At 68.1% G+C, this 14,483-nt stretch carries 12 protein-coding genes; 2 read left to right on the top strand and 10 right to left on the bottom strand.

Going from position 1 to position 14,483, the window contains the following annotated elements:
- Positions 1-110 precede the first annotated feature (110 nt).
- The 5 genes from AB0L60_RS23465 to AB0L60_RS23445 all read right to left on the bottom strand — a co-directional run bounded on the left by AB0L60_RS23465 (position 111) and on the right by AB0L60_RS23445 (position 4,165).
- On the bottom strand, positions 111-1,106 hold the full coding sequence (locus AB0L60_RS23465) for a sulfate ABC transporter ATP-binding protein (protein WP_364617404.1): 996 nt from the start codon (positions 1,104-1,106) through the stop codon (positions 111-113).
- A complete protein-coding gene (gene cysW / locus AB0L60_RS23460; protein WP_364617402.1) occupies positions 1,103-1,912 on the bottom strand; it encodes a sulfate ABC transporter permease subunit CysW in 810 nt (269 codons plus the stop codon). The genes AB0L60_RS23465 and cysW overlap by 4 nt, the downstream gene beginning before the upstream one ends.
- Complete coding sequence (cysT, locus tag AB0L60_RS23455; RefSeq protein WP_364617434.1) at positions 1,913-2,722, bottom strand: sulfate ABC transporter permease subunit CysT; 810 nt, start codon at positions 2,720-2,722, stop codon at positions 1,913-1,915.
- 125 nt (positions 2,723-2,847) lie between these two features.
- Positions 2,848-3,885 (bottom strand): sulfate ABC transporter substrate-binding protein, encoded by a 1,038-nt coding sequence (locus AB0L60_RS23450; protein ID WP_364617400.1) that lies wholly within the window; start codon positions 3,883-3,885, stop codon positions 2,848-2,850.
- A 190-nt stretch (positions 3,886-4,075) separates the two neighbouring features.
- Positions 4,076-4,165, bottom strand: a complete 90-nt coding sequence (locus AB0L60_RS23445; RefSeq protein ID WP_364617398.1) for an Ms4533A family Cys-rich leader peptide — start codon at positions 4,163-4,165, stop codon at positions 4,076-4,078.
- Between the two features lie 133 nt (positions 4,166-4,298).
- Here AB0L60_RS23445 and AB0L60_RS23440 point away from each other — a divergent pair, with 133 nt between their 5' ends.
- Positions 4,299-5,354, top strand: coding sequence for a M48 family metallopeptidase (locus AB0L60_RS23440; RefSeq protein WP_364617396.1), 1,056 nt, complete (start codon positions 4,299-4,301; stop codon positions 5,352-5,354).
- Between the two features lie 69 nt (positions 5,355-5,423).
- Here AB0L60_RS23440 and AB0L60_RS23435 read toward each other — a convergent pair whose 3' ends face one another.
- Both AB0L60_RS23435 and AB0L60_RS23430 read right to left on the bottom strand, forming a co-directional pair.
- Positions 5,424-5,672, bottom strand: coding sequence for a hypothetical protein (locus AB0L60_RS23435; RefSeq protein ID WP_354835054.1), 249 nt, complete (start codon positions 5,670-5,672; stop codon positions 5,424-5,426).
- Positions 5,673-5,800: 128 nt separating this feature from the next.
- Positions 5,801-6,037 carry a hypothetical protein gene (locus AB0L60_RS23430; protein ID WP_364617394.1) on the bottom strand — a complete coding sequence of 79 codons (237 nt, stop codon included), beginning with the start codon at positions 6,035-6,037 and terminating at the stop codon, positions 5,801-5,803.
- A 236-nt stretch (positions 6,038-6,273) separates the two neighbouring features.
- Between AB0L60_RS23430 and AB0L60_RS23425 the strand changes: the two genes are divergently transcribed.
- The gene (locus tag AB0L60_RS23425) at positions 6,274-8,172 is read left to right on the top strand and encodes a glycoside hydrolase family 15 protein (RefSeq protein ID WP_364617432.1); all 1,899 of its coding nucleotides are present in this window, start codon (positions 6,274-6,276) and stop codon (positions 8,170-8,172) included.
- Between the two features lie 89 nt (positions 8,173-8,261).
- Here AB0L60_RS23425 and AB0L60_RS23420 read toward each other — a convergent pair whose 3' ends face one another.
- From AB0L60_RS23420 to lepA, 3 genes are all read right to left on the bottom strand, one after another.
- Positions 8,262-10,076: a hypothetical protein gene (locus tag AB0L60_RS23420; RefSeq protein ID WP_364617392.1), complete on the bottom strand. Its 1,815-nt coding sequence runs from the start codon at positions 10,074-10,076 to the stop codon at positions 8,262-8,264.
- Positions 10,073-12,322 (bottom strand): hypothetical protein, encoded by a 2,250-nt coding sequence (locus AB0L60_RS23415; RefSeq protein ID WP_364617390.1) that lies wholly within the window; start codon positions 12,320-12,322, stop codon positions 10,073-10,075. Before AB0L60_RS23415 ends, AB0L60_RS23420 begins: the two co-directional genes overlap by 4 nt.
- Before the next feature lie 213 nt (positions 12,323-12,535).
- Positions 12,536-14,383 (bottom strand): translation elongation factor 4, encoded by a 1,848-nt coding sequence (gene lepA / locus AB0L60_RS23410; RefSeq protein WP_364617388.1) that lies wholly within the window; start codon positions 14,381-14,383, stop codon positions 12,536-12,538.
- Positions 14,384-14,483: the final 100 nt, after the last annotated feature.

Genomic DNA, 14,483 nt, shown 5'->3' with positions numbered 1-14,483 from the left:
TCACGCTGGCGACGCCGCCGACAACACCAAGCCCGCCTCTCCCACTACCGCCGCCGCGGCCACCCACTCACCTGAACGCGAGTGTCGTTGCAGTATTAAACGGAACTAACTTACGAGACCGGAAGCTCCGGGATCTGGGTGGCACGGGCGTACACGGTCTCGCCCTCTGCCAGGTGCAATGCGGCGGCGTCACCACGCGTCACCTGCGCGGTGAACAGATCACCGGTGGCCGCGTTGCGCAGCTCCACCCGCACCTCGAACCCGAGCTGCACGATCCGCTCCACCGTCGCGCGGGTGACACCGGCGGATTGCGCGGTGCCCTCGTGCGCGGCCAGCGCCATGCTCGGATCCCGGCCGACGCGAATATCGTGCGGCCGCACCAGATGCCCGTTCAGCTTGGCCACCGCGCCCAGGAACGACATGACGAATTCATTGGCGGGCCGGTCGTATACGTCCTCCGGAGTGCCGACCTGCTCGATGCGGCCCTTGTTCATGACCGCGATACGGTCGGCCACATCCAGCGCCTCCTCCTGGTCGTGGGTGACCAGCACGGTGGTGACGTGCACCTCCTCGTGCAGCCGCCGCAGCCAGGTGCGCAGGTCCGCACGGACTTTCGCGTCCAGCGCGCCGAACGGCTCGTCCAGCAGCAGCACCTGCGGGTCCACCGCGAGCGCCCGGGCCAGGGCCATGCGCTGACGCTGACCACCCGACAGCTGCGCCGGATACCGGTGCTGGAAGCCGTCCAGGCCGACGATCTCGAGCAGGTCGTCGACCTTCTTCTTGATCTCCGCCTTGGGCCGCTTGCGGATCTTGAGCCCGAAGGCCACATTGTCACGCACGGTCATGTGCTTGAACGCGGCGTAATGCTGGAAGACGAAACCGATATCGCGCTTCTGCGGCGACACATTGGTGACATCACGGCCCGCGATGGTCACCAGGCCGTTGTCGAGCGTCTCCAGTCCCGCGATCGAGCGCAGCAGCGTCGACTTGCCCGAACCGGACGGGCCCAGCAGCGCGGTCAGCTCCCCCGACGGGATGTCGATGCTGACATCGTCGAGAGCGGCGAAGGTGCCGTACCGCTTGTTCGCATTGGTCACGGTGATCATTTGGCAGTGCCCCGCTTGCGTTCGAGGAGGGTCATGAACAGAAGGACGACGAGGGCGATGCCCATGAGCAGCGTCGCCGCACAGTACGCGCCGAAAGTGTTGTGATCGTTCACGTATCGCCCGTTCACCAGCAGGGTGAGCGTCTGTGACTTTCCGGGCAGGCCCGTGGACACCATGATCACCGCGCCGAATTCACCCAGCGCCCGCGCCACGGTCAGCACGATGCCGTAGGTCAGACCCCAGCGGATGGCCGGCAGCGTGATGCGCCAGAACGTCTGCCAGCCCGACGCGCCCAGGGTGGCCGCGGCCTGTTCCTGATCGTCGCCGATCTCGTGCAGCACCGGCTCCACCTCGCGCACCACGAACGGCAGCGTCACGAAGATGGTGGCGATCACCATGCCCGGCAGATTGAAGATGATCTTCAACCCGTGGTGGTCCAGCCCGCCGAACCAGCCGTTGGCGCCCCACAGCAGGATCAGCGAAACACCTACCACCACAGGCGAAGTCGCCATCGGCAGATCCACCACGGCCTGCAGCAGATTGCGGCCCGGGAACTTTCCGCGCACCAGGGCGAGCGCGATGATCACACCGAAGATCACATTCACCGGCACCACGATCGCCACGATCGTCAAGGTCAGATTGAACGCCGAGATCGCCGCGGGTGTGGAGATCGACTCGTAGAACGCGCCGAAACCGCGTTCGAAGGTGCGCCACAGGATGATGCCCAGGGGCACCAGCAACAGCACGAACAGATACGCCAGCGCCACCGTGCGCAGCGAGATCTTGGTCCAGAAGCCGAGTTTCATCTACGCCTCCCGTTCCTTGCGCGCCAAGCGGTCCGAGGTGACCCGCAGGACGAACAGGGTGACCAGCGAGATGGCCAGCAGCGCCACGGAGACCGCGGCGGCGTTCACCGGGCGGTCCACCTCGATCTGCTGCTGGATGTACTGGGAGGCCATCTGCGTCTTCTTCGGGATGCCGCCGCCGATCAGCACCACCGACCCGTACTCGCCGATGGCGCGCGCGAACGCCAGGCCCGAGCCGCTCACGATGGCCGGGGCCAGCGTCGGCAGGATGATGGTCCGGAAGGTGGTCCAGTTGTCCGCGCCCAGCGACGCGGCCGCCTGCTCCACATCCCTGTCGGCCTCGATGAGGACCGGCTGCACCGACCGCACCACGAACGGCAGCGTCACGAACGCTAGCGCCACCACCAGACCCGGCTGGGTCGCGTTGAGGTGGATATCGAACGGCGACTGCGGCCCGTACAGCGCCAGCAGCACGATGCTGGCCACGATGGTGGGAAGGGCGAACGGCAGGTCGATGAGCCCGTTCACGAACCCCTTGCCCGGGAACTCGTCCCGCACCAGCACCCAGGCGATGAGCGTGCCCATCACCACATTGATCAGCGTCACGACGATCGACACGAAGACGGTCACCTTCAGCGCGTCCAGCGCGCCGGGCGCGGTGACCGCGTCCCAGAACCCGGACCAGCCGTTCTCGAAGGACTTGACGGTCAGCGCCGCCAGCGGCAGCAGCACGATGATGCTGAGCCACAGCACGGAGGTGCCGATGCCGAGCGGGCCCACCGACCCGCTGACCCGGAACCAGGAACGGATCCGGCCCGGACCCGCCGCCCTTCGCGGGGTGTCGTCTACCGAAACGCCGGGATCGCGATCGATCCCGGCGCTCGAACTGCTGTCACTCACGGTTTCGAGTATCGCTTGTGTCGCAGGTCACCCGGCTACTTGGTGGCCTTGTCGTAGATCTGGGCCACCGAACCGGTGTTCGGTGTGAACAGATCCTTGTCCACGACCTTCCAGCCACCCAGATCGTCGATGGTGTACAGCTTCTGCGGGGTCGGGAAGTCCTTGGCGTGGTCCGCGCGCACCTTCGGATCGACCGGGCGGAAGCCCGCCTCGGCGAACGCCTGCTGCGCGTCCTTGGTGTAGAGGAAGTCGCGGAAGGCGATGGCCTGCTTGAGGTTCTTGGCGTTCTTCAGCACCGCGACCGGGTTGTCGATCCGGAAGGTGGTGTCGGGCACGATGTGCTCGATCGGATCGCCCTTGGTCTCGGAGAAGATGGCCTCGTTCTCGTAGCTGATCAGCACGTCACCGGTGCCCTGCAGGAAGGCGTCGGTGGCCTCGCGGCCCGACTTCGGCTGCACGTGCACGTGGGTGAGCAGCTGGCTCAGGTAGTCCAGACCGGCCTGCGGGTTCTTGCCGCCCTCGCTCTTGGCGGCGTACGGGGCCAGCAGGTTCCACTTGGCCGAGCCCGAGCTGAACGGGTTGGGGGTGACCACCTCGATGCCCGGCTTGAGCAGGTCGTCCCAGTTCTTGATGCCCTTCGGATTGCCCTTGCGGACCGCGATGGCCACCACCGAACCGAACGGAACACCCTTGTTGGCGTCGGAGTTCCAGCCCGCGTCGATCTGACCGGAGTCCACCAGGCGGGTGATGTCGGGCTCGACGGAGAAGCTCACCACATCCGCCTCGGCGCCGTCCTTCACCTTGCGGGACTGATCGCCGGAGGGACCGTAGGAGGCCTGGAACTGGGTGCCCTTGCCGGCGTCGGTCTTGTTGAAGACCGGAATCACCTTGTCGTAGGCGGCCTTCGCCACCGAGTAGGCGTAGAGGTTGATATTGCCGCCGCCCCCGCTGGCCGGACCACTGTCCTTGGTGTCGCTCGCGCCGCCGCTGCAGGCGGTGAGCACGGTGGCCGCGACCGCGGTGAGGGCGACGGCGAAGGTAGATCGGCGGGAGAGACGAATATTGCGCGACATCGGCGTGGACCTTTCGGGGCACCCGCCGGTGGGACGTCGACCGGCGGGAATGAACGTACTGCCGTAGACCCGTCGCGTGGGATGCCGCGACGGTGGCGCTCCGGCCCGAGGGCCGCCGGGGGACGAACACGAACTGCGAAAAATGCGCGCGCCAAGTCTACTCAGACGTGCAGCAGTGCCCGATCGGCCGTCAGCGACAGTGAATGTCCGCGACCGCGAGGCAACCCACAGCGATCAACGCCAATTCATGGCGGACGTGGGGCACAACACTCGAAGACACCCGGCGACTTTAGCAGAGCAGCACGTCAGGTGGCGAATTTCGGACGGCGGTTGGAATCGACTCGAGCACAACCCTGGACGGACGCGGCAGACTGTATCGAGCGGCCCGATACCGCGTCGCCTGCTGAGAACACATGGGGGATCTAGTGACCACACCCGCTCGTCTCCGCCGGGAGTTCCCCGGCATCTCCACTCGCGCCTGGGAGCATCCCGCCGACCGCACCGCACTGGTCGGGCTGCGGCAGCTGAGTGGATTCGACACCCTGCTGCGGACGCTGTCCGGGTTGCTGCAGGAACGACAGCACCGGCTCATGTACCTGGCGACCGCGGTGCGGGTCGACGAGCGGCAGTTCAAGAACATCCATCAGCTGCGCCAGGACGCGGTGAAGATCCTCGACGCGCAGCGCACGCCGGAGATGTTCGTATTGCAGCAGCCGGAAGCCAGTGCCTTCACCATCGGCATGGACCGGCCGTTCATCGTGCTGACCACCGGGCTGCTGGATCTGCTCGATCACGAGGAACTGCGGTTCGTGGTCGGCCACGAACTCGGGCACGCCCTGTCGGGGCACGCGGTCTACCGGACCATGCTCATGCACCTGATGCGGCTGGCGGCCAATATCGGCTGGATGCCGGTGGGCGGCTGGGCTTTACGCGCCATCGTGGCGGCGCTGCTGGAGTGGAGCCGCAAGTCCGAACTGTCCGGCGACCGGGCCGGGCTGCTGGTCGGACAGGACGTGGAGGCGTCGGTCCGGGTGCACATGAAGCTGGCGGGCGGATCGCGGGTGGACCAGATGAGCCATGCCGCCTTCCTGGCCCAGGCCGATGACTACGACCGGGCCGGCGACCTGCGCGACGGCGTGCTCAAACTCCTCAATCTGGAGCTGCAGACCCATCCGTTCTCGGTGCTGCGGGCCGCCGAACTGCGCCGCTGGATCGCGAGCGGCGACTACGACCGGATTCTCGACGGCCAGTACCCGCGCCGGGATCAGGACAAGAACGCCCGCATCGGCGAGGAGATCAAACACGCCGCCCGGTCCTACCGGGAGAACTTCGATCAGTCCGAGGACCCCCTGATCCGCACCGTGCGCAACCTCGGCCGCGATGTCGGGGCCGCGGTCGGCACGGTGGGTCAGGAAGTCAGCGACACACTGTCGAAGCTGGGCAAGCGAATCCGCGGATCCGACGACTGACAAGGAATGGGGGTGCGGGGGCCGAGCGCCCGCACCCCCATTCGAGTCGAAGCTCGGCAACCCGCAGGGTTACTCGTCGCCCTCGACCACGGGCGGGGTCTCGAGGATGTCGAGGATCCACTCCTCGGTGGCGGTCTCGGCATCCTCCTCGTCGGGACGGATGCGGTTGGTGAGGCGCACGCCCAGGCCCAGCAGCTGGGCGGCCTTCACCATGTCGATGGCCTCGTCGGGGCCGCAGAAGTGGGTGGCGATCAGACGGGGCTCGTCCTCGAAGTCTTCTTCGGACAGCACCAGTTCCAGGCCTTCATCGGTTGACATGGGTCTGCACAGTACGCCGAGAATTCGCCCGAGTGGTACCGAAACTCGCTCAGCGAGTGAACAACCAGGCGACGACTACGAGAACAAGAAGTGCGATCAGGGCGAGCTGGACACGAGAGCGAGGCATCTCAGGCGGCTTCCTTCCGGATGCGGCGCGACGGCGTGGCGGGGATCGCGGCCTCCCGGGCGGCGATCCGATCACGGCCGAGCACGTGCAGCACCATCCGCAGCGTCCGGTCGAGCAGGTAGGCGATGGCCAGGCAGACCGGCACCATGGCGGCCAGCACCACCGCGAACTGGGGAACGAAGGGCAGGCCGGCCACCCAGAGTTCGATGCCGTCCCACCATCCTGCAATCGCATGCACGACCCCAGCCTAGGCCGACTGGTCAGTGGTGGACGATTCGGGCCGTTCAGACCGATCATGGTGGTATGGATGCGTACGACGAACCGGAATCCGCCGACCGTCCGCTCGGCAGCGAGACAGGCATCGATCCCGACGAGGACTTTGACGATCCGTCCGATGTAGACGCCCCGCGGGACCCGCTCTCGCCCGAGGACCCCACCCTGGCGGACGCCTTCCTGCCCACCGCGACCGGCGGGATGCATCATTCCGTGTTTCCCCCCATCGACGACTACGCCTTCCTGTCCGACTGCGAGACCAACTGCCTCATCGCCCGCAATGGCTCGGTGGAGTGGATGTGCATCCCGCGGCCGGACTCCCCGAGCCTCTTCGGGGCCATGCTGGACCGCAGCGCGGGCCACTTCCGCATCGGCCCCTACGGCCGCAAGGTGCCCGCCGCCCGCCGGTATCTGCCCGGCGGGCTGATCGTGGAGACCACCTGGCAGACCGAGACCGGCTGGCTCATCGTGCGTGACGCGCTGGTGCTGGGTCCGTGGCACAACAACCGGTCCCGCAGCCGCAGCCACAAGCGCACGCCCATGGACTGGGACGCCGAGCACATGCTGCTGCGCACGGTGAAGTGCGTGAACGGCGTGGTCGAGCTGGAGATGAGCTGCGAACCCGCCTTCGACTACCACCGTGGCCCGGCCACCTGGCACTACAGCGGCGACGTGTACGAAAGGGCCAGTGCCACCTGCGATATCGAGGGCGCCCCGAGCCTCACGCTGACCACGGATCTGCGGCTGGGGATCGAGGGCCGCGAGGCCCGCGCCCGCACCCGCATGAAGGAGGGCGACGAGGTGTTCGTGGCCCTGTCCTGGTCGGAGCTGCCGCCGCCGCGCACCTTCGCCGAGGCGGCGGACAAGATGTGGCAGACCACCGAGTGCTGGCGGCAGTGGATCACGCTGGGGCGCTTCCCCGATCACCCGTGGCGCGGCTACCTGCAGCGCAGCGCGCTGACCTTGAAGGGCCTCACCTACGCGCCCACCGGCGCGCTGCTGGCGGCTGCCACCACCTCGCTGCCGGAAACCCCCGGCGGCGAACGCAACTGGGACTACCGCTACACCTGGGTGCGCGACTCCACCTTCGCCCTGTGGGGTCTGTACACCCTCGGCCTGGACCGGGAGGCCGACGACTTCTTCGCCTTCCTGCACGACGTCGCCACCGACGACAACGGCAAACCGGTATCGCTGCAGGTGCTCTACGGTATCGGCGGGGAACGCCGGATCACCGAGTCCGAACTCCCCCACCTGTCCGGTTACGACGGGGCGCGGCCGGTGCGCATCGGCAACGGCGCCTACAACCAGGAACAGCACGACATCTGGGGCACCATCCTGGATTCCGTTTACCTGCACGTGAAGTCGCGTCAGCAGGTGCCGGAAACGTTGTGGCCCATGCTCGAACGACAGGTGCAGGCGGCAATCGAGAACTGGCGCAGCCCCGATCGCGGTATCTGGGAGGTCCGCGGCGAGCCGCAGCACTTCACCTCCTCGAAGGTCATGTGCTGGGTGGCGCTGGACCGCGGCGCGAAACTGGCGGAGCTGCACGGGGAATTCGACTATGCCCGGAAGTGGCACGAGATCGGCGAGGAGATCCGCGCCGACATCCTCGACAACGGCGTCAACTCCGAGGGCGTGTTCACCCAGAGCTACGGCAGCGACACCCTGGATGCCTCACTGTTGCTGGTGGTGCTGCTCCGCTTCCTGCCGCCCACCGATCACCGGGTACGGGCCACCGTGCTGGCCATCGCCGACGACCTGACCGAGAACGGCCTGGTGCTGCGCTATCGCACCGAGACCACCGACGACGGCCTGTCCGGCGAGGAGGGTTCGTTCACCATCTGCTCGTTCTGGCTGGTGTCGGCGCTGGTGGAAATCGGTGAGCTGCACCGCGCCCGGCAGCTGTGCGAGCGGCTGCTCGGCTATGCCAGCCCGCTCAAGCTGTACGCCGAGGAGATCGACTCGCGGACCGGACGGCACCTGGGCAACTTCCCGCAGGCCTTCACCCACCTGGCCTTGATCAACGCGGTCATGCACGTGATCCGGGCCGAGGAATCCCATCACGTGGGCCAGTTCCATCCGGCGCACCTGGGGCGCTGAAAGGACAAACGGGACTCACTGAAAAGACAACCGGGAAAAAGGAATCGGCCGCTCTCGCGGCCGATTCCTTTCGGTACCAGGGGTTCTCGTCAGTACAAGGGGTTCTCGCCGATCGCGTCCGCGTGCTCGCGGATATCGCGCAACCGGACCAGCGAGCGCTCGATCTCGGTCAGCCGCGCCTCCCGCCCCGCACCCGAGTGCACGGTGGCCGCCTCCTCGGCGGCGCGCAGCGAGGCGTCCACCGAACGCAGTGTGGCCGTGGCGATCTCGGTGAAGTGATCGCGCAGGCTGCGCTGCACCGCGCGCAGCCGGTAGCGGGACTCCTTGCTCACCTGGAAGATCACATCGTCCATGAGCCGGGCCACCGCCATCTTGGCCTCGGCCTGGCGGCGCTGGCGGCGGGCCTTGCGGTCGTCCCACAGCGCGTTCACGCCCAGTAGCACGGCCGCGCCGCCGGAGTACCAGTTCACCAGCGACATGTGCAGCAGGCTGGTGATCAGGCCGACCATGAGCAGGCCGCCGTAGGAGCCGCGCAGGGCGGTCAGCACCTGCTGGGTGACGCCGTGCTTGGCGCTGTCCAGATTGTCCAGCGCGGCAACGGGTTCCAGCACCGCGCCGACATCGCCCGGATTGTCGAGCTTGAGATCGGGGGTGGGGATGCCGCTGTCGGGGAACTTCGCCGCCACCTGCTCGGCCAGCTCCACCGACCGGTAGTGGGCGATGACGAAGTTCTCCTCCACCGCCTCACAGATCTTGGCATCCAGATCCGCGCCGAAATCCGCCCAGCGCCGGACCGGATCGCCCTTCATGATGTCGGCCTCGGCGTCGCGGATCAGGCTGCGCAGCCGGTGCCGCAGATCGTGTTCGGTGTCGGCCATCAGCTCGCCCGCGCCGTCGGCCAGGGTGACCTGCCAGTTGGCCGAGCGCTGGCGGAGCTGCTCGGCCTCCTCGCGGGTGCGGCGCAGCTGCTCGGTGATGACGGTCAGCCGGCGCGGATCCCGCAGCGTCTCGGCCTCACTGCGCAGGGCCAGCGACAGGTGGTCGGTGATGAGGCGGATATCGCGTACCGCGGCCTCCACCGCGACGGCGTCCGCGCGGCCCAGCACATAGGAGCGCAGGTGGTCGAGCAGTTGCGGCACACCGGATTCCAGATCCAGCTGCGTGTCCCCCGAGGCGGCGGCGTGCTCGTGCAGCCGCGCCGAGGCCGGGGCCACCGCGAAGGCCAGCCCGGCGTCGTCGAGCAGCTGCCGGTCATGCTGCTGCACCTGCGGCCACTGCGGATACTGGTCGATCTTGTTGAGCACGCAGACGACCGTCGGGCAGACCTGCTGAATCCGCTGCAGCTGCTCGATCTGTGCCGGTGTGAACGGCGCCCGGGAATCGGCCACGTACAGCACCGCGTCCGCCGCGGCGATCAGCGACCAGGTGGCCGGCGCCTCGGCGGGCGCGCCGGGCGCGTCCAGCACCACGAAGCCCTCCGCCAGCAGCGGGCTGGGCTGAGTGAACTCGGCCCGGATGACGTCCCCGGAATCCAGCTCGGCCAGCGCCGCCTGCGGATCCACGGCGGTGCGCTGGGCGGTGCCGCCCGGGCTCGCCTTCACCAGGGTGGCGCTGGGCTGCGGACCGTACTCGGCGATTACCGGGACGCTGGCCTGGCCCTCGGTGGCGCTCACCGCGGCCCCGACCAGGCTGTTGACCAGCGTGCTCATCCCGCTCTTGGATTCGCCCACCACGACCAGCCGCACCCGCGGGTCGGCCAGGCGCGCACGCGCGATGCCCAGCCGCCCGGACAGATCCAGCCGGCCGGAGGCGTGGGTCAGTTCGAGCAGCCGGTCGAGCAGGTCGACCAGCGGACCCAGCGCATCGGGATTCTTCACCGCTACCTGATGACCGGCGGCGCTCACAGCAGCAGCATGTGATCGCCCGGACCCTGCACCGGGGAGTGGGCGTCGACGAACGAGGCATCGGGACCGAGGCCGGAGAACAGCCCGGCATCGTGCACCAGCAGACCGCCGTCGTGCACCGAGAGCGGGTGCAGCGCGGAGTCGTCGGCGATCGGCAGCACGTGATTACCCGAATCGAACTGGTCCGCTATGGGTTTCACCGGCTGCGGCGGGTCGATATGCGGCGGCGTGGTGATCGGCTGCTGCACCGTCGGCGCCGGGGCGACGGTCGGCACGGGCGCGACCGAAACACTGGGCTGCCCACTGTGATCGGGCACGGTCGGCACGGTCGGCTGCGCCGTCGGGGCGGTCGGGTGCGCCGGGTTGGTGACGGTCGGCTGATGGGTCGGCACGGGCTCGTCGGTCGGCACCGTGACGGTCGGCGTGCTGCCGTGGGTACCGGAATCGTCGACCGGCTTCTGCGGCTTGACGGTGACGTCGGTGTCGCCACCGGAGGTCACCGGCGGAGTCACCACCGGGGTGCTGCCGCCCTTGGTGAGATCGGGGTCCAGGCCCGGGATCTTGGTGGTCGGAATAGGCGGCACGGTGGTCAGCACCGGCACCGGATCGGTCTTGGCCGGCACGCTGACGTGCGGAGCAGGCGCCGGCGTGACCGCCGGCTGGACCGGCTTGTCCATCAGCGGCGACGAGTGGACCGGCGCGGTGGGCTCAGCACTGGCCAGCACCGGCTGGCGACCATGATCGAACAGTGCCGGGGCCACGGCCGCGGGCGCGGTCAGCGGCGACGGACCGCCGTGTGTCGACAGCAGATTCGCGATCGGCTGGTTGGCGGCATCGGGCTGAATGGTGGTCTGCAACGGCGTCACCGCGACCGGCTGTGCCATGGACACCGGTGCGATCGCGACGGGCGCGGCGGCCACCGGCACCACGGGTGCGGCGATCGGCGTCGAGACCGGGGTGACGGCGGCGGGCGCGACCGGAGCAGTCTGCGCGGCCGGAATGGTGGTCAGCGAGATCGGGTTCGACGGCGCCGCGGCGGCACCGGGCAGCGTGAACGCGCCGCCCTGCGAACCGGCACCCGGAAGCTGCGAATTCGTACCGGGCACAGCGGAAGTGGGGGCTCCGGCACCGCCCGCCGGGGAATCGGCCGGACCGTGTCCCGGCCCCGGAAGGGCTGGGGTGCCGGTGGTGGCCGACGAGTTCGAGGAGCCGAATGGCTGGCCCATATTGTTGGGCTTGTCCGCACCCGGCAGGCTGGGCGCGCCGCCGTTGTTGGGCAGTGTGGTGTTCGCCGGGATATGCGAAATCCCCTGTCCCAGTTGCTGACCGAAGGCATCGAGCTGATGCCCGACCGCACCGACGCCGACATCGGCCGACAGGTTCGAGTGGAACCACACGCCGTCCAGTCCGACGTGCGCGTCGAAGGCCCAGTTGGTGCCGACGAACATCCCGGCGCCGTCGCCGCCGGTGGCGCCGACGCCGTCGAAGGCCCCCGAGTGGTCGGGCAGGCCGGTCTGCCCGTTGGGCGCGAACGACGCGCTGTTCATTCCGGGCAGGTGCATCGCTCCGCCCGCACCGGGCAGGTGCATGGCATCGGTGCCGGGCAGGCCGAACCCGGGCAGACCCATCCCCGGCAGTGCGGTGCCCGGCAGGGTCGGCAGGCCGGGCAGCATCCCCGGCTGTTGCTGGTCGAGCGTCGGCAGTTGCGGTTGTGCCTGTCCCGGAACCGATTCCGACGGCTGGTCGGTGTCGAGCGGCAGACCCCAGCCGGGATGCTGGCCATAGGTCGGCAGGCCGGACGCACCGGTGTCGGTGTCGGGCAGTCCGAGGCCGTGGAAGCCGGAGATCGCCGGGTCGTTAGCCGGGATCGCGTCGAGCGACGGGAACAGGCCCGCGTCGGTGCCGTGCTGGTAGTCGCCGAGCGGGCCGAAATGCCCGTTCACCGGCGCGGCGGCCGCCGGACCGTGGTGCGGGAGTACCGAATCCGCGGTCAGGTCGGGGAAGGTGATGGTCGGGCTCGGCACATTCGGCTGCGGGTCCTCGACCTGCGACCAGCCCACGTTCTTGCTGTCGTGGTTGATGGCCGGGGTGCCGCCGTGATTGCCGCCGGCGGCGATGAGTGCGCCGCCGGTGACGTACGCGCCTGCCCTCGCCACGCGCGCGACTCCGTTGGCAATGCGGTAGGCGGCGTCTCCGTCGTCGTCACCGGCACCGGCAGCATCGTCGAAGGGCAGATCACGCGTCATGTGGGCTCCGCTCTCAGGGCTTCGGCGACCCGCCGCGCGGGCCGCCGAACCGAACTCGTTTCACACCCTATTTCCGGATAACCGGTCTGTCACATCCACCAGATCGGAGGCGGTGCGCTCAGCGGTGCGTCACATAGCTTGTCACCCGGCAAATGAGTACGGAAGACCCCTTTTCCGGCTGCACACCGAACCTTGCGCCTGACCGGGAATCCGCTACTTCTTCTTGTCCGTGGCGGAATCGGTGGACAGTGCGGCCACGAAGGCTTCCTGCGGCACGTCGACGCGACCGATCGTCTTCATGCGCTTCTTGCCTTCCTTCTGCTTCTCGAGCAGCTTGCGCTTACGGCTGATGTCACCGCCGTAGCACTTGGCGAGCACGTCCTTGCGGATCGCCCGGATGTTCTCGCGCGCAATGATCTTCGAGCCGATGGCCGCCTGGATCGGCACCTCGAACTGCTGCCGGGGAATGAGCTCGCGCAGCTTGGTGGTCATCTTGTGCCCGTAGGCCTGGGCGGCATCCCGGTGCACGATGGCCGAGAACGCGTCGACGGCCTCGCCCTGCAGCAGGATGTCCACCTTGACCAGATCGGCCTGCTGCTCGCCGGCCTCCTCGTAATCCAGCGAGGCGTAGCCGCGGGTGCGCGACTTCAGCGAGTCGAAGAAGTCGAAGATGATCTCCGCCATGGGCAGCGTGTACCGCATCTCCACGCGGGTCTCGGACAGGTAGTCCATGCCGAGCAGCTCACCGCGCCGGGACTGGCACAGTTCCATGATGGTGCCGATGAATTCGCTCGGCGCGATCACCGTGCACTTGGTGATCGGCTCGTAGATCTCCCGCACCTTGCCCTCGGGCCAGAACGACGGGTTGGTGACCACGTGCTCGCTGCCGTCCTCCATGACCACGCGGTAGATCACGTTGGGCGCGGTGGAGATCAGGTCGAGCCCGAATTCGCGCTGCAGGCGCTCGCGGGTGATCTCCATGTGCAGCAGTCCGAGGAAGCCGCATCGGAAGCCGAAGCCCAGGGCCACAGAGGTTTCCGGCACATACGTCAGCGCGGCGTCGTTGAGCTGCAACTTGTCCAGGGCGTCGCGCAGGTCCGGGTAGTCGGAGCCGTCGACCGGGTAGAGACCCGAGTACACCATCGGCCGCGGTTCCTGGTACCCGGCCAGGGCCTCGGTCGCGCCGTCACGTGCGGAGGTGACGGTGTCACCGACCTTCGACTGCCGGACATCCTTCACACCGGTGATGAGGTAGCCCACCTCACCGACGCCGAGGCCCGCGGTGGGCTTGGGCTCGGGCGAGACGATGCCGATCTCGAGCAGTTCGTGCGTCGCGCCGGTGGACATCATCTTGATCTTCTGGCGCGGGGTGAGCTTGCCGTCCACCACACGCACATAGGTGACGACGCCGCGGTAGGTGTCGTAGACCGAGTCGAAGATGAGGGCGCGGGCGGGCGCGTCGGCAGCGCCGACCGGCGACGGGATCTCCGCGATCACCTTGTTCAGCAGCTCCGGCACGCCCACACCGGTCTTGCCCGACACCCGGAGCACGTCCTCCGGCTCACAGCCCACGATGTGGGCGAGTTCGGCGGCGTAGCGGTCCGGGTCGGCGGCCGGGAGATCGATCTTGTTGAGCACCGGGATGATGGTGAGATCGCGTTCCATGGCCAGGTACAGGTTGGCCAGGGTCTGCGCCTCGATGCCCTGCGCCGCGTCGACGAGCAGGATCGCGCCCTCACACGCCTCCAGCGCGCGCGACACCTCGTAGGTGAAGTCGACGTGCCCCGGGGTGTCGATCAGGTGCAGGACATAGTCCTCGCCGTCGACCTGCCAGGGCAGCCGCACGTTCTGGGCCTTGATGGTGATGCCGCGCTCACGCTCGATGTCCATGCGGTCCAGGTACTGGGCGCGCATGGCCCGCTCCTCGACCACTCCGGTGAGTTGCAGCATGCGGTCGGCCAGCGTCGATTTCCCGTGGTCGATGTGCGCGATGATGCAGAAGTTCCTGATCCGGCTGGGATCGGTGAACGTCTTGTCGGCGAAGCTGCTAATCGGAGTCACTCCTCGGCATGGCGAAACAGCGGCATGTCAACCCCGAAGTCTACGGTGCGCTGTTCCTGGCCTCCGCTCCGCTCCGGCGAGTTCGCGGCCCCGAGGTCTC

It is taken from the genome of Nocardia sp. NPDC051981, from assembly GCF_040680715.1.
Lineage (GTDB): Bacteria > Actinomycetota > Actinomycetes > Mycobacteriales > Mycobacteriaceae > Nocardia.
Note: the sequence above shows the minus strand (reverse complement) of the source record. Positions and strands in the feature narration are given on the sequence as shown.

Bases quoted from the DNA above. Each gene is read 5' to 3' on its own strand.
- AB0L60_RS23465 (WP_364617404.1), bottom strand. From the start codon at position 1,106: ATGATCACCGTGACCAATGCGAACAAGCGGTACGGCACCTTCGCCGCT.
- AB0L60_RS23425 (WP_364617432.1), top strand. From the start codon at position 6,274: ATGCATCATTCCGTGTTTCCCCCCATCGACGACTACGCCTTCCTGTCC.
- AB0L60_RS23440 (WP_364617396.1), top strand. From the start codon at position 4,299: ATGGGGGATCTAGTGACCACACCCGCTCGTCTCCGCCGGGAGTTCCCC.
- AB0L60_RS23435 (WP_354835054.1), bottom strand. From the start codon at position 5,672: ATGTCAACCGATGAAGGCCTGGAACTGGTGCTGTCCGAAGAAGACTTC.
- cysW (WP_364617402.1), bottom strand. From the start codon at position 1,912: ATGAAACTCGGCTTCTGGACCAAGATCTCGCTGCGCACGGTGGCGCTG.
- AB0L60_RS23450 (WP_364617400.1), bottom strand. From the start codon at position 3,885: ATGTCGCGCAATATTCGTCTCTCCCGCCGATCTACCTTCGCCGTCGCC.
- AB0L60_RS23415 (WP_364617390.1), bottom strand. From the start codon at position 12,322: ATGACGCGTGATCTGCCCTTCGACGATGCTGCCGGTGCCGGTGACGAC.